At 53.6% G+C, this 19,675-nt stretch carries 16 protein-coding genes; 12 read left to right on the top strand and 4 right to left on the bottom strand.

Translation table 11 applies throughout. From position 1 onward, the window contains the following. The first annotated feature begins 75 nt into the window (after positions 1-75). From HMPREF1986_RS06405 to HMPREF1986_RS06390, 4 genes are all read left to right on the top strand, one after another. On the top strand, positions 76-1,203 hold the full coding sequence (locus tag HMPREF1986_RS06405; protein ID WP_021773995.1) for a sugar ABC transporter substrate-binding protein: 1,128 nt from the start codon (positions 76-78) through the stop codon (positions 1,201-1,203). Positions 1,204-1,351: 148 nt separating this feature from the next. Further along, positions 1,352-2,845, top strand: coding sequence for a sugar ABC transporter ATP-binding protein (locus tag HMPREF1986_RS06400; RefSeq protein ID WP_021773994.1), 1,494 nt, complete (start codon positions 1,352-1,354; stop codon positions 2,843-2,845). A 3-nt stretch (positions 2,846-2,848) separates the two neighbouring features. Further along, positions 2,849-3,859, top strand: coding sequence for an ABC transporter permease (locus HMPREF1986_RS06395; RefSeq protein ID WP_021773993.1), 1,011 nt, complete (start codon positions 2,849-2,851; stop codon positions 3,857-3,859). Then, the gene (locus HMPREF1986_RS06390) at positions 3,856-4,869 is read left to right on the top strand and encodes a Gfo/Idh/MocA family protein (protein WP_021773992.1); all 1,014 of its coding nucleotides are present in this window, start codon (positions 3,856-3,858) and stop codon (positions 4,867-4,869) included. Before HMPREF1986_RS06395 ends, HMPREF1986_RS06390 begins: the two co-directional genes overlap by 4 nt. Positions 4,870-5,011: 142 nt before the next feature. Here HMPREF1986_RS06390 and HMPREF1986_RS06385 read toward each other — a convergent pair whose 3' ends face one another. Beyond that, positions 5,012-6,151, bottom strand: a complete 1,140-nt coding sequence (locus HMPREF1986_RS06385; RefSeq protein WP_021773991.1) for a C45 family autoproteolytic acyltransferase/hydolase — start codon at positions 6,149-6,151, stop codon at positions 5,012-5,014. Between the two features lie 52 nt (positions 6,152-6,203). Beyond that, positions 6,204-6,692, bottom strand: coding sequence for a hypothetical protein (locus HMPREF1986_RS06380; RefSeq protein ID WP_036599625.1), 489 nt, complete (start codon positions 6,690-6,692; stop codon positions 6,204-6,206). Positions 6,693-7,031: 339 nt separating this feature from the next. Between HMPREF1986_RS06380 and HMPREF1986_RS06370 the strand changes: the two genes are divergently transcribed. The 3 genes from HMPREF1986_RS06370 to HMPREF1986_RS06360 all read left to right on the top strand — a co-directional run bounded on the left by HMPREF1986_RS06370 (position 7,032) and on the right by HMPREF1986_RS06360 (position 10,514). After that, positions 7,032-7,898 (top strand): MerR family transcriptional regulator, encoded by an 867-nt coding sequence (locus tag HMPREF1986_RS06370; RefSeq protein WP_021773988.1) that lies wholly within the window; start codon positions 7,032-7,034, stop codon positions 7,896-7,898. Positions 7,899-7,961: 63 nt separating this feature from the next. Beyond that, complete coding sequence (locus tag HMPREF1986_RS06365; protein WP_021773987.1) at positions 7,962-9,002, top strand: LacI family DNA-binding transcriptional regulator; 1,041 nt, start codon at positions 7,962-7,964, stop codon at positions 9,000-9,002. A gap of 147 nt (positions 9,003-9,149) precedes the next feature. Continuing rightward, positions 9,150-10,514, top strand: a complete 1,365-nt coding sequence (locus HMPREF1986_RS06360) for an MATE family efflux transporter (RefSeq protein ID WP_051273886.1) — start codon at positions 9,150-9,152, stop codon at positions 10,512-10,514. A 131-nt stretch (positions 10,515-10,645) separates the two neighbouring features. Here HMPREF1986_RS06360 and HMPREF1986_RS06355 read toward each other — a convergent pair whose 3' ends face one another. Next, positions 10,646-11,803: an acyltransferase family protein gene (locus HMPREF1986_RS06355; RefSeq protein ID WP_196806115.1), complete on the bottom strand. Its 1,158-nt coding sequence runs from the start codon at positions 11,801-11,803 to the stop codon at positions 10,646-10,648. A 294-nt stretch (positions 11,804-12,097) separates the two neighbouring features. After that, positions 12,098-13,234 carry a radical SAM/SPASM domain-containing protein gene (locus HMPREF1986_RS06350; RefSeq protein WP_021773983.1) on the bottom strand — a complete coding sequence of 379 codons (1,137 nt, stop codon included), beginning with the start codon at positions 13,232-13,234 and terminating at the stop codon, positions 12,098-12,100. A 349-nt stretch (positions 13,235-13,583) separates the two neighbouring features. On the opposite strand from HMPREF1986_RS06350, the gene HMPREF1986_RS06340 reads away from it, so the two are divergent. The 5 genes from HMPREF1986_RS06340 (at position 13,584) to HMPREF1986_RS06320 (ending at position 19,669) form a co-directional block, all read left to right on the top strand. Further along, complete coding sequence (locus HMPREF1986_RS06340) at positions 13,584-14,606, top strand: Abi family protein (RefSeq protein WP_036599574.1); 1,023 nt, start codon at positions 13,584-13,586, stop codon at positions 14,604-14,606. 444 nt (positions 14,607-15,050) lie between these two features. Beyond that, the gene (locus tag HMPREF1986_RS06335; RefSeq protein ID WP_021773979.1) at positions 15,051-16,151 is read left to right on the top strand and encodes a substrate-binding domain-containing protein; all 1,101 of its coding nucleotides are present in this window, start codon (positions 15,051-15,053) and stop codon (positions 16,149-16,151) included. Between the two features lie 302 nt (positions 16,152-16,453). Further along, on the top strand, positions 16,454-17,788 hold the full coding sequence (locus HMPREF1986_RS06330) for an ABC transporter substrate-binding protein (protein WP_021773977.1): 1,335 nt from the start codon (positions 16,454-16,456) through the stop codon (positions 17,786-17,788). 30 nt (positions 17,789-17,818) lie between these two features. Beyond that, entirely contained in the window at positions 17,819-18,727 is a 909-nt protein-coding gene (locus HMPREF1986_RS06325) for a carbohydrate ABC transporter permease (RefSeq protein WP_021773976.1), read from the top strand. A 60-nt stretch (positions 18,728-18,787) separates the two neighbouring features. Then, positions 18,788-19,669, top strand: a complete 882-nt coding sequence (locus HMPREF1986_RS06320) for a carbohydrate ABC transporter permease (RefSeq protein WP_036599622.1) — start codon at positions 18,788-18,790, stop codon at positions 19,667-19,669. Positions 19,670-19,675 lie beyond the last annotated feature (6 nt).

Genomic DNA, 19,675 nt, shown 5'->3' with positions numbered 1-19,675 from the left:
CAGGAGATGGGAAATCGATCCGCATTTCCTGGGGGAAGGCCGGCGGAAGGTCCGGGAGGACAGAAAGGATGAGATATGTTTAGGAGAGGACTTTGTGTGATAGCGGCGGCGGTGCTTCTTCTGGGCTCTGCCGCAGCCTGCGACAAGGACAGCGGCGCGGAGAAGGCGGGAACGAGCGGGACGGAGGCAAAGGCCGGGACAGAGGCCATGACGGAGGAGAAGAAGGACGAGAGCTCCGCCGGACAGAGCGCGGAGAAGGCGGAGGGAAAGAGTCAGGAGGGAGAGGATCCTCTTGCCGGAGCGGACCTTTCCGGAAGCTACAAGATCGACGTGATTCTTAAGACGACCTCCTCGGAGTACTGGAGCTATGTCGTCGCGGGGGCCAAGGCCTTCGAAAAGGAACACAGCAATATAAAGGTCGATGTCAAGGGAGCGAGCTCCGAGACGGCCTATGACGAGCAGCAGAATATCATCGAGACCGACTTAAACGCCGGGACCTACGACGGCTATGTGATCGCGCCTCTGCAGGCGGATCTTGTGAAGACATTGATCTCGGGGCAGAAGAAGCCCATCATCGCGGTGGATACCAATATCGACGCGCCGGAGGTGCTGTCCTTTGTCGGAACCTCCAATAAGACGGCGGCGGAGGAGGGCGGAAAGGCAGCGGTTGAGGCCGCGAAGAAGGCCGGATGGGAAAAGATCGAGGCGATCTCCATCTCCGGCGTGCAGGGAGACGGCACCGCGACAGACCGCTTAAAGGGCTACCAGGCGGGGATCGAGTCCGCGGGAGGCAGCTTCCTGGAGGCGGAGATCCAATACGCGGATGCAGTGGCGGATAAGGCTGTCACCTCCATGGAGGCGATCATGCAGAACCACCCGGAGGGGATCGCGATCATCTGCTGCAACAATGACGACATGGCCATCGCCGCGGCGAGAGCGGCCAAGGGAAATGAGGCCTATAAGAATACGGTATTCATGGGCTTTGATGGAATCAAGTCCGCCTGCGATGCAATCCTTGAGGGAAGCGAGACGATGTCCGTGGCGCAGGAGGCCTATGAGATGGGATATAAGTCTGTGGCCGCCGCGGTAGCGAAGCTGAACGGGAAGGAGCTCCCGAAGTTCATCAACTCCGGGGTATCCATCATCACCGCGGACAATGCAAAGGAGAGGCTGGATTCTCTGAATTCCTACCTCGGAGGCTAAGCGGCATCCGGATCTGCCCGGCGATGAGAAAAGCCGAATCGCCGGGCGATGTGGAGAAGGACGGACGAAACGGAGGAATCGGCGGCAAAAGGGAGCGCGGCCTCAGCTTTGCCGCTTGAGAGGGAGCGATACGGAAGGGTGACTGCCGATGAGTGAATATATCGTGGAATTAAGAGATGTGAGGAAGAGCTTTCCCGGTGTAGTCGCACTGGATGCCATGAAGCTCGGCGTAAAGCCGGGGGAGATTCTCGGGCTGATCGGCGAAAACGGAGCGGGAAAATCCACCCTGATCAAGGTGCTCACCGGCGTTCACCGCCCCGACAGCGGGAAAATCATCGTGGACGGGAGGGAGAGGGTATTCCGAAATCCGGAGCAGGCGATCGAGGCGGGGATAGCCTGTGTCTACCAGGAGCTCAATATCGAGAAGCTTCTGAGCGTCACAGACAATATTTTCATCAATAAGTGGATCCGAAAGGGAGCTCTTTTGGACTATGCCGCCATGCACAAAAAGGCTTCGGAACTCTTAAGGGGCCTGGGACTGGACGTCGATGTGCATAAAGCGGCGGGGCTCTACGGCATGGGCGTGCAGCAGATGATAGAGGTCTCCAAGGCTCTCTTGACAGATGCAAAGTGCATCATCATGGATGAGCCCACCTCCTCCCTCTCGGAGAAGGAGGTGGAGCAGCTTCTGAAAATCTGCAGGGGACTTCGGGAGAGGGGGATCGGGATCCTCTTTGTCTCCCACAAGCTGGAGGAGCTCTTCCTCCTCTGTGACCGCGTCACCGTGATCCGGGACGGAAAATATGTGGATACCAGGGAGACGAAGGACTGGGACAACGATGCGCTCATAAAGGCCATGGTGGGGCGCTCTCTGGACAACCAGTTTCCGAAGGAGTATGGGAAAAGAAGCGAAAAGCCGATGCTCGAGGTCCGGAATTTAAGCCGAAGCGGCGTCCTTCACGACATCTCCTTTCGCGCCTACGGCGGGGAGGTGCTCGGATTTTCCGGGCTCGTGGGGGCCGGACGGACCGAGACCATGAGAGCGATATTCGGCGCGGACCCCATCGACAGCGGAGAGATCCTCGTGAAGGGGAAGAAGGTAAAGATCCGCTCCCCCAGGGATGCGATCCGGGAGAAGATCGCGTTTTTGACGGAGGATCGGAAGGGACAGGGGCTGGTTCTCGCGGAGAGCATCCAGAACAATTTGATCCTAGCGAATCTTAAGGGCTTCTCCAGAGGGCTTTTTCTGAACAAAAATAAGATCCGCACGCAGGGAGAAAAGAGGATGTCGGAGCTCAGCATCAAGGCGACAGGGCAGGAGGAAAGGGTCAGCCAGCTCTCCGGAGGAAATCAGCAAAAGGTCGTGATCGGGAAGTGGATCAACACGGATGCGGACATCTATATCTTTGACGAGGCGACCCGCGGCATCGATGTCGGGGCGAAGGTGGAGGTCTATCAGGTCATCAATCAGCTGGTAAAGGAGGGGAAATGCGTCATCATGGTTTCCTCCGAGATGCCGGAAATCCTAGGAATGAGCGACCGGGTGATTGTGATGAGAGAGGGAAGAATCACCGGGGAGATGGGACGGGAAACCGATGCCTTTAATCAGGAAGATGTGATGAAGGCGGCGTGGGAGGTATAAGTGATGAAAAATAAATGGAACGGACTTACGAATTATATCGGAACCTTTGCCGCTCTGATCATCCTCTGTGCGGCGCTCTCCATCGCTTCGCCGAATTTTCTGGACAAGACGAATCTGATGTCCATCCTGAAGCAGACCTCCTTTAACGCGCTGCTCTCCACCGGGATGCTCCTGACATTGATTACGGCGGGGATCGACCTCTCCGTGGGGGCTACCGCGACCTTCGGCGCCTGTGTGGCCGGTGCGATGGTGAGGCTCGGCGTGCATAATCCCATCGTTTTGTTCTTCTCCGTCCTCGCTGTGAGCGGGACGATAGGACTGATCAACGGGCTGCTTCTCACAAGACTTCATCTCCCCCACCCCTTTGTGTCGACGCTTGGCATGAAGAACGTGCTCTGGGGAGCGGCCCTCATCATCACGGCCTCTCAGATGATCAGCTTCAGCAATACCGGAGCGGAGGGGATCATGCTCCTCGGTTCAGCGACGATCCTGGGGGGATTTCCCATCAGCTTTCTGGTAGTCCTCTTCATCTATATCCTGATGCATATCCTCCTGACCAGGACGGCGCTCGGAAGGTCGATCTACTGCGCGGGTGGAAATATGGAGGCGACCCGGCTCTCCGGCATTCATGCGGAGAATGTGCTGACCTTTTGCTATATTATGTCAGGCCTCATGGCGGGCTTTGCGGGGATCGTCTCCATCGGGCGCTCCGGGATCTGCAACGGAGCGAATGCGATCCAGCCCTACGATACGGATGCCATCGCGGCCTGCATCATCGGAGGCGCCTCCTTTATGGGCGGAAAGGGAACCATGGTGGGGACCATGCTGGGCGCGCTGATCATCGCGGTGCTCCGAAACGGCTTCACCCTGCTCTCCGTGCCGTCCGCGTGGCAGAATCTGGTCCTCGGCCTTGTGATTATCGGGGCGGTCCTTCTGGATGTGACGAGGGAGAGAATGCAGCGGAATAAGAGGCAGAAGGAGGCAGGACAGGAGAAGGGAGGGAAAAAAGCATGAAGGAGATCAGAGTCGGCATCGCGGGGCTCGGGAGACTCGGGAAGGTCCACGCGGAGAATCTGGCCTTCCATATCCCCGGGGTCAGGCTCACAGCGGCCTGCTCCATCGTCTCGGAGGAGCTCTCCTTTGCGAGAGACCGCCTGGGGGCAGAGTCCGTCTTTTCCGACTACGACGAGATGCTTTCCAAGGCGGAGCTGGACGCCGTGGTCATCGTGACCAGCAGTCCTCTCCACTGCAAGGAGCTGAAAAAGGCCCTGGAGTGCGGGAAGCATGTCTTCACGGAGAAGCCCCTCGGTGTCAATGTAGAGGAATGCAAAGAGGCGGAGAAGGCCGTGGAGGCGCATCCGGACCGGATCTTCTTCCTCGGCTTCATGCGGCGCTTCGATCCCTCCTATCTCTACGCGAAGAAAAAGATCTCGGAGGGCGCGATCGGAAGGCCCTATTTGGTGAAAGCCACCGGCATCGATCCGGAGAGCGCTGTGGAGGGCGCGATCCGCTTCGCTCCCACAAGCGGAGGACTGTATATCGACATGGCCTCTCATGACATCGATCTTATGCGCTGGTTTTTGGGGAGCGAGGCCAGAGAGGTCTATGCCCTGGGTGCGAATTTCAAGCATCCGGAGTTTCCGGAGGCGGGGGATGTGGAGACGGGCTGCGCGCTCTACCAGTTTCGAAACGGCGCGATCGGTATGCTGCACGTGGGGAGGACAGCCGCCCACGGCTACCATATCGAGACGGAGATCGTCGGGACGGAGGGAAGCATCCGGATCAGCCCGACACCGGCGAAGAATCTCGCGCTTCTCTACGATAAACGCGGCGTCGTGACGGAGTGCGTCGAGGGATTTCCGGAGAGGTTCCGGGAGGCCTACCGAAATGAGATGCAGGAGTTTATCCGCTGCGTGAGGAGCGGGGAACAGCCGGAGGTCTCCGTCTATGACGGGACGAGAGCCACAGAGCTCAGCTTCGCGACGACGAAGTCCTTCCGGGAGAAAAGGCCCGTGGCGCTGTAGGAGGAGTAAGGCCGCGAAAGGGGATATTTGCAGCTTCCCTTTTCGCGGCCCTGTGCAGTGCTCGTTTTTACCTTTTTGTGGTAGCACGTTCCCGTTTTACAGCGATCAGGAGCTCGTCTTGTCGGGCGGGGGTTCTGAGCGGTTAACTGCGCGGCGGAAGGGAGAAGCCTTCGTCCTTAGGAGAAAGCCGCACGGACTCGGAGAAATCCTCCGGGCAGGGGCGGTCGATGATTTTGATTTCCCGCTCGGAATCCGGGAGCTCTTCCCTCAGGAAATGGCGCTCCCAGCGATTCTCGGAGAGCCCTCCCCAGCAGATCTCCAGGGAGGCCTCATTTAAATCAAAGATCATGCTCTTTAATGTCCCAAAGGAGCATGGATAATAGCTCATTTTCCATCCGTCCGGAAAATCCGTCAAAAGAAGAGAGCGAAGTCTATCCGAAGAGACAGGCTTTTTCTCGAGATAGCTCCGGAGGATCCTCATCCTTTGAACGGAATGCTTCATGGCGAAGGGGGAAAGGCGGATTATGGCGTCAAGATGGGCATGATTTGCGGCGGCGAGAAAGCCCTCGGGATTTTCCCTTTCCATGCGGAAAAATGCCTTCCGGCCCTCAAAGCTCTCAAAAATCGCCAGCTCTCCGTCTTTGTCAGCGAGGAGAAAGTTGGCATTGCAGGCGATGGGGATCTCTTTCATTCGGCACAGCGCTTCCTCGACATTTTTTGTATTCTCCAGGATGGTTCGGGTGACGGCCCAGAACTGCAGTCCCTCGACCGCGAACTCTTTTTTATCGAAGGGGGGAAGTGCGCTGCAGCCTATGGCGAGTCCGTGCTCATTGATGCCCTCTCCCCGGCCAAACTGCATGATATTTGTCCCAAGATGAGCATAGCGCCCTTTTACCATTGTCCTGCAGAGGACCCAATCATCCATTTCCGGAAAATAATCATAATTCCTAGCCAGATAGACATGGCCGTTTTCCGTGAGCTTTGGAGACAGGACGAGCTGGCTGCATCCGGGGGAGATACAGCTTGCCGCATAATAGAGAACCTGGGAGCTGCAAATCTCATTGGCATCCGAAAAGCCCTGCAGCTCTTCATTTAGCCCCGGGCAATACGAGCGAAAGATATCCTTCAGGCGCTTTAGTTTCCTCTCGCTGATCGGCCTGCTCTCGGAGAGAAGCCGCTCTCTTAAGGGGGCCAGAGAATGTACCAGAAGGCCGAGCTGGTAGCCTATCGCATAATGACTCCCCTTTAGCTCCGTGCAGTGAGAGACGAATTTTTGCTCCATTTCTTCTTCTCCTTTCTCTCCTCTTCTTTTCCGCTGTTCCTTTCCCTTTCTCTTATCCTTTTCTTCTCCTTGTATTATCCGTCTTATCCGTCTTTTTCTCTTCCTGCTGCTCCTTCAGATACCGTTCCACCTCTTCCGAAGAGAGCCTTCTGATTTGGGAGTCCGGAAATTCCCGATAGGGGCTCATCGTGAGCAGCGCCTCCATGGATTTACAGTGCTTCCCTTTGTTTTTTCTAAGATATTCCCGGAGATCCTCAGAGTCGCAGAAGATCTTAAAGGAGCTTCTGCCTCCGGGAGAAGTTATCTCATAAATCCCGCAGGACTTTTTTCGGCTCACATCCGCAGTGCGGAGATAGAGCCCTGCGATTTCCAGGGAGCGGAAGGGGAAGTTCCATCGCTGTAGTCCCCTCTTTTCATCCCGGTCGATGCAGATGCATCTGCCGCAGGATCCGCAGATGTACTGTAGATGCTTTTCCAGACAGTGCCGGGGCTCGATCAAAGGTGTGATTCGTCTCCTCTCGGAATAGCATTCCTCGCAGATTGTACTCATCTTTTCTCTCCTTTCCGCATTTTTTAATAAAGAAGGCGCTGGACCTCTCCTTTCCTTCCGAGAAGGATTTTGTCTTTCACATAAGCTTTTGTTCGCCGGGGAATATTTTGTTTCTCGGGAAATATTCTAAGCTCTGCATCCGATGTAGAGTCAAGCGGAAACGACAGGGATCGGCGGAAAAGCCTCGGAGTTTAAAATACTTCCGATTCTGAGAGAAAAGAACTCGAACTCAGGCGGAAAAGCTCGGAGGCGAGCGGAAAGGATTTGACAAGTTCCCGGGACTATGCTTTTTATTTTATAGGATATAAAAGCCCAGGGAGGGAGGACGCCATGCTGCCGATCGGGAAATTCTCTGCATTATCCAATATCGGGATACGGACGCTTCGCTATTATGCGGCGCTCGGACTTCTGGAGCCCGCCTATATCGATGAAGCGAGCAATTACCGCTATTATAAGGAGGAGCAGCTGGTGCTCGCAAACAGGATCGAGGCGCTCCGCTCCATGGGTCTTAGTCTTCGGGAGATCGGAGACATCTTAAAGGACTATGAAAGCGAGGAGAGACTCAGAGAGCTTCTTCTTCGGAGGATCGCGCGAAAGGAGTCGGAGATCTTAAAGGAAGAAGAGCAGCTTCAGCTTCTGAAGGAGGCGTCGAAGCATCTGGAGGACGAAGGCTGTCGCTATGCGTTCAATATCACGGTGAAGGAATTTCCGAGGAGGAGGATCGTCCGGCTCCGTAGGAGGATAGCCTCCTATCAGATGGAATCCGCTCTTTGGAGAAGACTTTCGGATTATGCCGCGAAGCAGCGCATCTCCTTCTCCTCTCCGCCTTTTAATATCGCGGTCTATCACGACGGAGAATTCCGGGAAGGAGAGGTCGATGTCGAGGTCCAAAGAGGGATCTCCGCGTCTTTTTTGGAGAGAAAGGGAGAGAGCGGGGCAGAGCTTCCCGCGGATTTTATCTCTGTCAGGGGCCCGGTGCTCGCTGCGACGGTGACCATGCGGGGGGAGCTGTCCTTTTACCGCGGGCTGAATCGGTTCCTCCCTCGCTGGCTGATGGAAAATGACTATGAGCCGGACGGCCCCATGTTTTCGATCTATCATGTCGCGCCGAAAGCGGAGCGGGAGGCGGTCGTCGAGGTTTGCTATCCCATAAGAAGGAACGGAAAGGATCTCCGCAGGAGGCAAGGAAGAAGATAAATCCGCATTTTCCCCGGAGGAGCGGGAGCGGCAGTAGGGAAAGAGAGGAGGCAGAGCTCCGTCATGGAAGGAAGGCGAGTGAGGATCAGCGATATCGCGGAGGAGCTTGGACTTAGCAGCGCCACGGTGTCCAATGTGATCCATGGGAAGACAAAGAAGGTTTCGGATGAGACGCAGAGGAGAGTGCAGGCGCTCCTTGAGGAGCGGCGCTACATCCCCAGCATGGCCGGAATCCTTCTCTCGCAGAATTCCTCCCGGATCATCGGCGTTTTCCTCAACGACCATGAGAAGTACGAGGGGCATACACTGGAGGATGCCTTTATCGCCTCCTCCCTCAATCATCTCTCTGCGGAGATCGAGAGCCGGGGACAGTTCATGATGGTGAAGAAGGCGAAGAGGGCGGAGGAAATCCTGCGCTTTTCCTCTATGTGGAATATGGACGGTATGGTGGTGATCGGCTTTTGCCGTCAGGACTACCGATATCTGAGGGAGCATATCCGGATTCCCTTTGTGGTCTACGACGGCCTATGTGAGAAGACAGAGCGGATCGTCAATATCAGTCTCGATAACTTCGGAGGGGGAAGGCAGGCGGGGGAGCTCTTCCGGAGGCTTGGGCACAGAAGAGCGATCTGCATTTCCGATAATGAAATCGGGATCGACCGGGAGAGGATCGACGGCTTTCAGGAGGGCTTTTCTCCCGGAAGAGCGGAGCTTATGCGGGTTCCGATCCGAAAGAAGGAGCGCTGTAACGCCTATCTCCTCATGGAGGAGCGCTTTCGGAGGACATCAGCGGTATTTGCGGTATCGGATTACTATGCGATAGAGCTGCTCTTTTTTCTGAAGGGGAGGGGATTTCGGATCCCGGAGGATCTCGCTCTCGCCGGATTTGATGATATCCCGCTCTCCGAAATGATCTCCCCTTCTCTCACGACATTGCGGCAGGACGCCGCGCTTCGGGCGAGGCTCGCCCTGGAGGAGCTCCTGGCTCTGAAGGAGGGCGGGATTCGGGAGCCGGAGATCCGGATTCCCGTGCATTTGATCGAGCGGGAGAGCAGCGGGGGAATGAGAGAGGACGGACAGCAGGGATTTCGTCATTTCCTCTGATTTTTCGCGCGCATTTTTGGCTGTGGTTACGCGCTTAACCTTTGTGCTTTGTCATTCGGAAAGGTAAAATGAAAAGAGGATAAGAGAACAAGAGGATAAAAGGACGAGAAGAAGGAACGGCGGGATATGCTGCCGGGAGGATATTTTATGAGAGACAGAAAAGAAAAACATCCCTTTTTCGCATCGGTATGCCGCCTTGCGGTGCCGGTGGCCTTACAGTCTATCCTGCAGTCCTCCTTTTCCGCCGTGGATCAGATCATGATCGGACAGCTCGGCGATGTCAGCGTCGCAGCTGTTGGGATAGCGGGAAAATTCGCCTCTATTTTTTCCGTTGTGGTCTCCGCCGTCGGGACTGTCGCGGGGATCATGATCTCTCAATACATTGGTCAGAAAAACCGCTTTGAGGTAAGACGCAGCTTTCTCCTGAATCTTTTTCTGAGCCTTGGCATGGCAGTCCTTTTTTCCGGACTTTGCCTTTTCTTTCCGGAGAGAATCATGGGGCTTTATACAAAGGATCCCGGGGTCCGGAGAGCGGCAGCCGGATATCTCTTCATCATCGGAGGGAGCTTCCTGCCGCTCGCAGGCGCGACGCTGCTTTCCGTCCTCTTTCGCTGTATGGAAAAGGCGCGCCTCCCGCTGTATGCGAGTATTGCGGCCGCGCTTCTCAATACCGCGCTGAACTATCTTCTGATCTTCGGAAAGGCAGGATTTCCCCCGATGGGCGAAAGGGGGGCCGCCGCCGCGACGCTGCTCTCGCAAGGTATGAATTTTCTTCTGATGCTTTTTATGTTTTTCCGGCTGAGGGGAGCCGAGGCAGCGGGGCAGACAGAAAAGGGAAGCCGCCGGAGAGGGAGCTTTCGCTGGAAGCAGTATATGGCCATGCTTCTCCCTGTTTTGGTCTGTGAATTTCTGTGGAGTCTCGGCGAGAATGTATATACCGCGATCTACGGTCATATGAGAACGGAGGCGAGCGCCGCAATGATTTTAACCGGACCCATACAAGGCCTGATGATCGGCGCGCTCTGCGGCCTGTCCCAGGCGGCGGGGGTCATCGTCGGAAAGAGGCTGGGAAATAAGGACTATAAGGGAGCCTACGCCGCCTCGAAGAGATTGCTTCTCTACGGGCTGAGCGGCTCCCTGCTTCTCTCCGTCCTGATTATCCTGACAAGCCGCCTCTATGCGGGGATCTATCAGGTGGGGGACTCCGTGAAGCTTCTCACCGCTCAGATCCTGATCGCCTATGCGCTGGTCGCTCCCTTTAAGGTGCTCAATATGATACTGGGAGGCGGAATCATCCGGAGCGGGGGGAGGACGAAGTATGTCATGTTCATCGATATCATCGGAACCTGGATCTTCGGGGTTCCCCTCGGACTCTTTGCGGCCTTCACCCTGAAGCTTGAGGTCCCGTATGTCTATTTCATCCTCTCTCTGGAGGAATGCGTCCGCTTCGGAATCTCTGTCCTTGTATTCCGGAAGAAGAGGTGGATGCAGAGCTTAAAGCCGTCCGGCTAGGGGAGGGAATCCCAATACCGGGGGATGACATTGAGACTCATACCTGACGGCAGGCTGTCAGATTTTAGAAGATCGCGCTGTAGTTTTAGATCAGGATATGCTTTTAGGTCAGGCTATGCTTTTAGATCAGGTTATATTTTCGCGTCTTTTTCGGGAGACGCTTTCTCCGCATTTGCCTCAGCTCTTTTTAGCGTAAGAGGCTTGCAGAACTTTAACAGCCTTCCTCCCAATAAAAATATGCAGTAGGATAAGCTGCCGGCCGAAAATGTGATCAGGATCCAGATGATGTAGATCATCAGAAATGAGATCACATTTTCATGCAGGAGGGTGATCCAATTCTGCCTGCACCAGGCTTTATAGACGAACTCATTGTCATGGAGAAGATATACCATAAATGTTGAAGCTCCGATAAAGTTAATCACGCCATTCCTCGGAAGCTTTATTCTTCGGAATAATTCGAAGACAGCGATCCCGAGAAGAAGCGGGAAGAGATGATTGTTCGCATATTCCGGAATGGACTGGATAAATGCGCCGCCGCCTGCCGCATCGTATTCCAGGATATTGCTTGCGGTTTGAATATAGAAATTCCCGATAACGATAAGATCCGTCAAGAGGATGACGGCCAGGACGGCCCATAAGCGGATATTTTCAAACGGATTATATTTCCTTATATAGCCGCCCAGGGAGTACAAAAATATGCCGGTGGCTATGACATCCAGCCCTCCGCATAAATTGGAAAGGATGATCGCACTCCAGCCAAACTGAAGAAGAGAAAACAAAACCAGCAGGAACATAAGATAATTTTTCCGATCCAGCTTATTCAGAAATTGATTCAAAAATACCTTCGCGGTCACCATTACAATAAAATAATATCCGACAAACCAGGCCAGGCTGTTAAACACAGAGAAGGGTATCAGCCTGGGCGGAAAGGGATGTATATTCGTATAAAGGGATATCGATGAAAGGCCCAGCAGCATTGCCGCAAAGCCAAGCTGAAGCAGCAATTTCTTTGAGATCTTGGTCAGATCAATCGAGTCCTTATGCGCCATGAAATATCCGGAAATCATCAGGAAAATGGCATTTCCCGCCTGTCCCATCGGGGAAATGAGAGCCAGTATGCATAATCGTTTTGAAAAATAGGGATGGCAGAAGCAGTCATTCTCCGGAGCCGCAATGGACCCTGAATCTGTTAATTGCGCCTTGATGCAGTGAAGGAACAGGTGATAAGCGATGATCATAATCATCGCTGTGATTCTCAATAATTCAATATTAGAGCTTCTTTTCTTCATGATGCCTCTGCCTCTCTGCTCCTTTTTGGCGGAGCATTGCCGAGCAAGATGAGACGGTCCCCACCCCGGCTGCCGCATGGGATTTATACTTGTTGCGGCATCGGTATCTCCGGCATGACTGTTTTTCTTATAAAGAGCTTAGTTTATTCTTCCGGAGACAGTCAAGGGAGAAGAGGTATTGCAGGATGGAACGGATATCGGGAAGCTGTCCCGGATACCGATTTTCCGGACTTCGGGCTGTCACAGGCTAAGCCTTTGGGAGTGATAGACTCTCTCCCTGAGGCTTAGGCAGTCCTATGGGACTTTATGCATGCCTTCGCTTTGTGCTATCAGAAGCTCGGAGAGCTCGATCAGCTGCGGAAGGCAGGCCTCAAAGAAGATTCGAAAGCTCCTGCAATAACGGTTTCTGGGGCGGGGGTCTTCCCCCTCTATGCACCTTTGGCGAAAGCAGCCGTTCCTGCAGAGCGGATAGAAGGAGCAGCGTCTGCATTCCTCCGGTATGGGAAGAGAGCGTTGGACGAAATCCGTATCCCGGAAGCGCCGGTTCAGATCGGAGAAGGAATCCCGATTCAGGTTCCCGAGGCAATAGGAGTCCATGCAGTAGAAGTCGCAGGGATAGACAGAGCCGTCCGCCTCGACGGTGTACTGCAGGCTGCAGTGCCCCAGCATATCGCAGGCCTCCGGAGGGGCGCCGAGGAGGAGAGAGAGATAGTTCTCAAAGATTCGGATATGGGGGGGATCTCCTTTCTTAAAATCGTCATACCAAAGCTGAAAGAGCTCTATGAGCATCCTTCCGTAGGATTCCGGGCTCAGGTAAGAGCCGCATCCCCTATGTGAAGCTGCCGGAGGGTCCAGGCAGGGGATATACTGCTGGTAGAGACAGTTCAGCTTCCGATAGCTTTGATAGATTTCCGTGATCCGGGCGGCGCTGTCCTCATGTATGACGGTGAGGAGGTTGAAATCCACACTGCAGCGCTGCAGCAGACGGAGTCTCTCGAGGATACGCTGATAGCTGGGGGCGTCTGAGAGATCTCTTCGGTATCTGTCGTGACTCTCCCGGACTCCGTCCAGGGACAGGCCGATGAGAAAATGATGCCTTTTGAAAAAGCGACACCAGGCCTCATCCAGCAAAAGGCCGTTTGTCTGGAGGCTGTGCTGAATCCTCCGGCCTTTTTTTCCCTGCTTTTCCTCCAGCTCGATCAGCCTTTCATAAAAGGGAAGCCCCCGGAGCAGGGGCTCTCCGCCCTGAAAGCCGAGGAGCAGGGCATCCGGACTGTAGTCCAGTGCCCTTTTCAGGATATTTTCCAGTGTTTTTTCCGACATGATTCCGGAATTCCCGGAGTTTCTTTGGGAGATTTCATCCCGATAGAAGCAATAGGAGCAGTTCATATTGCAAAGGCCGGAGACCGGCTTCAGCAAAAGGGAGAGCATGACATTACCTCCGGAGATCTTTGCCTTAGGATGCGCTGTTCATAAGCTGAATTATGGCATAAATTGCAGTTAGAATCTAATTATATTCATGAGCTGCGAAGAGCGCAAGAAGACGCTCAGAGGATTATGCTTATCGCGATTACGCAGACACTTTTCCGCATCGTTGGTGGATTTTCCGCTATCGCACTCTACAGTAAACTTTCGCTGTCAAGAGAGATTCCCATTGCCTTTTTGCCTGCCCTGCATTATACTATAAACGTGAATTGCGGTGCGTCTCTGCGGAGCGTACTTAGGAAGGTTGGATGCGTCCGGCCTTCTTTTTTGCTAAAAATTACTGAGAGGTTTTTCGATGTCAAATAAACCTAAAACAATAAATGGTTTGATGAAGTATCTTCGTGATACGAAGGGACTCAATATTTCTGGTTCTTCCCAGAAGCAAAAACTGATGAATATAGGCTATTATCATGGATATAAAGGTTATCGCTATATAGATAAACCTGCTAATCGTGCTCCTTTTACGCAATTTGAGGAACTAATTGCAGTTTATGATTTCGATATGCAGCTAAAGGCTTTGTTTTATCCATATGTAATGCAGATTGAAACGGCTTTAAAAAACTACGTGTTGGAGGTTATTGTTGAGAGCGTACAATCGGACAGCTTTTCTGATGTCTATTCTAAACTGCTGGATAATTATAAGTGCTATTCAACAACTGGGACAAAATATCGTACGCTTCAAGATAGAAAACGAGCCGAGGATAAATTCAAAAAAGAGCTTCAAAGGCGCCTTGACCTGAGAAACAGAATTTATGGTGTCCAGGCTAATGCTTTCAAAAATGATAATAAGATCGCCCATCATTTCTTGTCGAAAGATAAACCACTTCCCATCTGGGGGATTTTTGAATTACTTAGCCTCGGGGAGTTTGGGCATTTTGTTTCTTGCCTGAACAAACACTGCAGAAAGAGAATTTCAACTAAGCTCAGGATTCAACAGTCTGATGACACAAATTCAATGATGACTCAGCGCCTAATCTATACCACTAAGGATCTGAGGAATGCCATTGCACATAATGATGTGGTGTTTGATACAAGATTTAAGACTGGTAGCATTGATAAACAGATGAGCAATGCCATTTCAAATGCAGTGAATGTCTCGGGGATTACTTTCGATACGATAACAGATTATCTGGTACTTTTGATTTATCAGTTAAAACTGATTGGCATAAGCAAGACAGAACTGCGCAAACTGATATCCGGCTTTTCTGAAGCGCAGGAGCGGCTGAGATCAGCGATTCCTACGAGTGCATATAGTCAGATAATACATACCGATAATAACCATAAAATTCAAGCGCTGAAGGCGTATATTGGAAAATAGCTTAATACTCTATAAACCAAAATATAATTTCCAAGAGAGCTGTCATAAAGTCCTTCCTTCTCTCCTGTGCAGAGGCACGTCGTGAAGGGAGGACTTTCGAGCTCGGCCTGAAAGGATAATTCCGCATGGGTTCGCTGCGGAGCAGCTCACACCATGCAGCCTTCTATTCGCATTTCGCGGGGTATCCCCGCTTCATGCTCATAGAGAGGCGTGTCATAAAGTCCTTCCTTCCCTCCCGTGCAGGCACGTCGTGAAGGAAGGACTTTCGACACTGGAATTATATCTCAAAATTTAAAAAAATGAATTGACATGAGGGGAAAATGACAATACAATTAACGTAAACGTTTACGTTAATGCGGATGTTTACATTAGTGCTGATGCTGATGCAAGTAAATCTAAGTATTTGATAGAGATAAAGCTTGATGTGAGTGCGGAGAGGGCTGGATGAGGCAGAGAGAGGATAAACGCGGGGGGAAGATAAGGCTTAAGGATATTTCCAGGCGCCTCGGTGTTTCCGCGGTCTCTGTCCACCGGGCGCTCAGCGGGAAGAGCGGGGTCAGTGAGAGCCTCAGAGAGAAGGTGATCCGGACGGCGGATGAGATGGGCTATATCCGAAATTATGCCGCGGCCAGCATGAAGAGAGGGATCTCAAGGATCGGCATCGTTCTTCCGAGGGATCACGGCACGCTCAACCTGTATTTTAACTATCTCTGGCTCGGGATTTCCGACAGTGCGGAGGAGCTCCGCTATCTGAATATAGAGACGGAGAGGCTGATCTGCGAGGATGAGAGAGAGCAGGAGCGGATCCTGGAGAGGCTTTTGCATTCGGAGAGCGGGGAATACGCCGGGCTTATTACCTTTTTCTTTACGAGGAATGAGCGGATTTTCGATCTTGTGCGGAGGATTTCCGGGACGGGAGTCTCCGTCCTCGTGATCGACGATGATCCCGAAGAGCTTAGCGATGTCAGCTGCATTCCGTCGAATGAGACGATAAGCGGTGCTGTCGCGGCGGACTTTGTCTCTTTGGTCGCCGCGGAGAACTCCTCCGTTCTTCTCTCCAGCGGAAGACTGGATTCTGCGGTTCACGAGAGGAAGAGGGAAAGCTTTATCGCGGCTCTTCGGGAGAGGAGGCCGGACTTAAGAGAGGAGATCATTGAGGGATATTCGAGAGAGCGGGAATCCAATGTGCCGCTCTGCGAAAATATGGCGAAGAGGCTCCGGGAAAAGGGGGAGGTCAGCGCGGTCTATGCCCTGACTTCACACGATAACCGGGCCATTGTAGAGGCGATCGAAAAGAGCGGAAGGAGAAGACAGATCCGGCTTTTGGGGACCGATCTCAATGAGGAGAGCATCCTTTTGCTTCGGCAGGGGCGGATGGACGCGGTGATCGATCAGGCGGCTTATCAGAAGGGCTACCGCGCTTTTCAGCTGATCAGCGATCAGATCATGAAGGGCCTTCCGGGACGCCGCTGTTCCCCTCAGCCGATCGACATCGTTATGAAGGCAAATCTGGACTTCCACACGCCGTGGAGGTTGAGAGAGTAAGAGGATATCGGAGGCAGAATGCCGCGGAGAGAGTAAGGAAATCGAGCGACAGCTATAAAAAAGGAGTAAGGGAACGGGGAGCAGGGGAAAAAGTAAAAAGTAAAAAAGCAAGAAAGTAAGAAAAGAAGAAAGCAGGAAAAAAGAAGGAAGTAAGAGAAGAAGGCAGGAAAAGAAAAAAAAAGAGCTGGGAATAAGGAACAGAGAAGTGAGCAAACAGGAAAAAAGGAATAAAGTCAGAAAAAAGGAAAGCGGATGCGGAGGGCCCGGAATTCTCCGGGATTATCTATAAGGAAGGAGTTATTATGAAAAAAAATGAAAAGAGATTTGCGGGAGCGCTGCTTTGTGCCGTGCTCGCCATGAACCTGCTTTCCGGCTGCGGAGGCAGCGGGGAGCAGAGCGGAAAGACGACGGAGGCGAAGACGGATGCCGCTTCCGGAGAGGCGGGGACGGAAAAGTCGGAGGCCGCGCAGTCCGGAAAGGGAGAGAAGCTCGTCTACTGGTCGAACTGGGAGGCCACAGAGCCGCAGGGCGTGGTCATCACAAAGGCGGTGGAGGCCTATGAGAAGGAGAGCGGCATAGAGGTCGACCTGGAATTTAAGGGCCGGAAGGGAATCAAGGAGGGTCTGATCCCCGCTCTGGACGCGGACCAGCAGGTGGATCTTTTCGATGGGCAGGGCAATAAGAGCAATTACGGAGACCGCGTGATTGACCTTGAGGAGCTGGTTAAGTCCCATAACTATGAGGCGGGCACGAATCCCACCATGATGGCGCTGAGCAGAAGCTATTATGAGGACGGAAAGCTGAGGGAGATTCCCTATCAGTTCAAGGCGAACGGATATCTCTACAACAAAAAGCTCTTCCGGCAGGCCGGCATCGAGACGGTTCCAAAGAACTGGCAGGAGTTCCTCGACGCCTGTGAGAAGCTGAAGGCCGCCGGCATCACGCCGCTGACCACAGACGACGCCTACGCGCCGCAGGCCTTCGGAATCCATCTGGCGAGGCTCATCGGGACAGATCAGGTGAAGAAGCTCGTCAAGGACGGAGGCTGGGATCAGGAGGCGGTGCTCAAGGCCGCGGGCGCTTTCCAGGATCTGGCATCGAAGGGATACTTCTCCTCCATGGTCGGTTCCAATGTCTGGCCGACGGGACAGAACACGGAGTTCGCTACGGGGAAGGTCGCAATGTACTGTGTGGGAACATGGCTTCCCAACGAGGTGAAGGGCATTACGGGGCCGGACTTTGAGTGGGGATTTTTCAACTATCCGGAGGTCCCGGACGGGATCAACGGGGAGAACGCCATGGTGATCGGGGCGCAGAGCTTCGGAATCACCTCGAAGTGCAAAAATCCGGAGGCGGCCTTCGCTCTGATCGAAAAGATCACGCGGGGAGAGTACGATGCGATGCTCGCGAAGGAGACGATCGGACTTCCGGCGGACAAGGAAAACCAGTCCTGGCCGGAGCAGCTCAAGGATGTAAAGCCGTATTTTGAGAACTGCACAGAGATCTTCGCGATCTCCGGCGGTGCGGAAAACAATCCCGAGCTCACGCCGGCGCTCAAGGAAAATCTGATGAAGCTCTACGCCGGGAAGCTCACGGCGGAGGAATTTGCGAAGAATATGGAGGCTGCGGCGAAATAAGGAAGGCCGCGGGAAGAGGGGGACGGACAGATGAAACGAAACAGGGCGATGCTTCTGGCATTTACGCTTCCGGGGACGATACTCTTTCTGGGAATGTTCGTGTATCCCCTCATCCGGACGGTGTTCATGAGCTTTTTCTCCATCATGGAAATCACCGATCCGGTTTCCCGCTGGCATTTCAACGGCCTCGGGAATTACCGCTCGCTTTTTTCGGCAAGCCTCTTTCGGCAGTCGATCTGGAATTTACTGAAAATCTGGACCTTGGGAGGGCTGATCACCCTGACGATATCCCTGCTCCTTGCGGTCATCCTGAGCAGCGGGATCCGGGGAAAGTCCTTTTTCCAGGCGGCCATCTACCTTCCCAATGTCATCAGCGCCGTCGCGATGGCGACGATGTGGATCCAGTATGTCTTTAACCCAAGCTACGGCTTCCTGACTCATTTTTTCCGGGCGGTCGGCCTGAAGCAGCTGGCGGAGCTCCAATGGCTGGACGGGGAGCATAAGTTCTGGGCTCTCCTTCTGTCCTACTGCTTTGGGATGATCGGGCATCATATGCTGATCTGGATCAGCGGAATCGAGAGGATCGGCAGGGAATATTACGAGGCAGCGTGCATTGACGGGGCCGGGAGGAGAGAGCAGTTTTTCCATATCACACTGCCCCTCCTCCGGGGGATCCTGAAGACCAATATCGTGATGTGGTCGATCAGCATCTCCGGCTTCTTCGTCTGGTCACAGCTTTTCTCGCCTCTGACGCCGGACACCTCCACGGTGGTGCCCATGGTCTATCTGTATGTCAAGCTCTTCGGTGCGGAAAGCGTGGATGCCATCTCAAGGGACGCCGGAAGCGGCGCAGCGATCGGGATCATACTGAGTCTCTTCGTTCTCTTTGTATTCCAGCTGACGAACCGCCTGCTGAAGGATGATGATTTGGAGTATTAAGACGGGGACTGCCCATCGGAGGAGATCCGGGAAGAGAGGGGAAAAATGGAGAAAACGGGAATGAGAGCGATCGAGAAAAAAGGGGGTTCGACTCTTCATCTTGGGAGGGAGCTGAGACTTTTACCGGGCTATCTTGTGCTCATCGCCTGGGTTCTTTTTACCGCGGCGCTGCTCTTTTGGGTCCTCGCGGCGAGCCTGTCTACCACGGCGGAGATCTTCTCCGGAGAGGTGCTGAAATTTCCGACGGGCTTTCACTTCGAAAACTATGTCAAGGCGTGGGTCAGCTCGAATGTCTCCGTTTTCTTCGGGAATTCCCTTCTCTATGCCTGCGTGTCCTGCGCGCTTCTCATCCTGATCAGCGCCCCCTACGCCTATGCTCTGGAGCGCTTTACGTTCCCGGGAAGGCGCTGGATCCGCTCCTCCCTCGCCGCGGCGATGGGGGTTCCGATCGTCATGGTCATCATTCCGATCTATACTGTTGTGGCGAGGGCGGGGCTGCTGAAGCACCCCTCCTCCAATAGAATCATACTGATTCTTCTCTTTGTCGCGGCGAAGATCCCCTATACGACCACCTTTCTCGGGACGTATTTTTCCAATATTCCGAAATCCTATGAGGAGGCCGCGGCGATCGACGGCTGTCACCCCATCGAAACCTTCTGGAGGATCGTATTTCCTCTCGCAAGAGGCGGGATCAGCACGGTGACGATCTTTAACTTCATCGCGATATGGAACGAATATTTTCTCTCGCTCCTCTTCGTGAATTCCGATGCGCTCCGTCCGGTGGCACTGGGACTTTTCTCCATGATCAACGGGATGAAGTACAGCGGGGAATGGGCCGGTCTCTTCGCCTCGGTCATCATTGTCTTCCTGCCGACCTTTATCCTCTATCTCTTCCTCTCGAAGAAGATCATCGGCGGGATCAGCGGAGGCATCAAGGGCTAGAGGAAG

It is taken from the genome of Oribacterium sp. oral taxon 078 str. F0263, assembly GCF_000469565.1.
Taxonomy (GTDB): Bacteria; Bacillota; Clostridia; order Lachnospirales; family Lachnospiraceae; genus Oribacterium.
This window is presented reverse-complemented; position numbering and strand designations above follow the sequence as displayed.

What these genes read in the sequence shown, in the direction of transcription:
- HMPREF1986_RS06405 (WP_021773995.1), top strand. Translation starts at nt 76, where the DNA reads ATGTTTAGGAGAGGACTTTGTGTGATAGCGGCGGCGGTGCTTCTTCTG.
- HMPREF1986_RS06400 (WP_021773994.1), top strand. Translation starts at nt 1,352, where the DNA reads ATGAGTGAATATATCGTGGAATTAAGAGATGTGAGGAAGAGCTTTCCC.
- HMPREF1986_RS06395 (WP_021773993.1), top strand. Translation starts at nt 2,849, where the DNA reads ATGAAAAATAAATGGAACGGACTTACGAATTATATCGGAACCTTTGCC.
- HMPREF1986_RS06390 (WP_021773992.1), top strand. Translation starts at nt 3,856, where the DNA reads ATGAAGGAGATCAGAGTCGGCATCGCGGGGCTCGGGAGACTCGGGAAG.
- HMPREF1986_RS06385 (WP_021773991.1), bottom strand. Translation starts at nt 6,151, where the DNA reads ATGGAGCAAAAATTCGTCTCTCACTGCACGGAGCTAAAGGGGAGTCAT.
- HMPREF1986_RS06370 (WP_021773988.1), top strand. Translation starts at nt 7,032, where the DNA reads ATGCTGCCGATCGGGAAATTCTCTGCATTATCCAATATCGGGATACGG.
- HMPREF1986_RS06365 (WP_021773987.1), top strand. Translation starts at nt 7,962, where the DNA reads ATGGAAGGAAGGCGAGTGAGGATCAGCGATATCGCGGAGGAGCTTGGA.
- HMPREF1986_RS06360 (WP_051273886.1), top strand. Translation starts at nt 9,150, where the DNA reads ATGAGAGACAGAAAAGAAAAACATCCCTTTTTCGCATCGGTATGCCGC.
- HMPREF1986_RS06355 (WP_196806115.1), bottom strand. Translation starts at nt 11,803, where the DNA reads ATGAAGAAAAGAAGCTCTAATATTGAATTATTGAGAATCACAGCGATG.
- HMPREF1986_RS06350 (WP_021773983.1), bottom strand. Translation starts at nt 13,234, where the DNA reads ATGCTCTCCCTTTTGCTGAAGCCGGTCTCCGGCCTTTGCAATATGAAC.
- HMPREF1986_RS06340 (WP_036599574.1), top strand. Translation starts at nt 13,584, where the DNA reads ATGTCAAATAAACCTAAAACAATAAATGGTTTGATGAAGTATCTTCGT.
- HMPREF1986_RS06335 (WP_021773979.1), top strand. Translation starts at nt 15,051, where the DNA reads ATGAGGCAGAGAGAGGATAAACGCGGGGGGAAGATAAGGCTTAAGGAT.
- HMPREF1986_RS06330 (WP_021773977.1), top strand. Translation starts at nt 16,454, where the DNA reads ATGAAAAAAAATGAAAAGAGATTTGCGGGAGCGCTGCTTTGTGCCGTG.
- HMPREF1986_RS06325 (WP_021773976.1), top strand. Translation starts at nt 17,819, where the DNA reads ATGAAACGAAACAGGGCGATGCTTCTGGCATTTACGCTTCCGGGGACG.
- HMPREF1986_RS06320 (WP_036599622.1), top strand. Translation starts at nt 18,788, where the DNA reads ATGAGAGCGATCGAGAAAAAAGGGGGTTCGACTCTTCATCTTGGGAGG.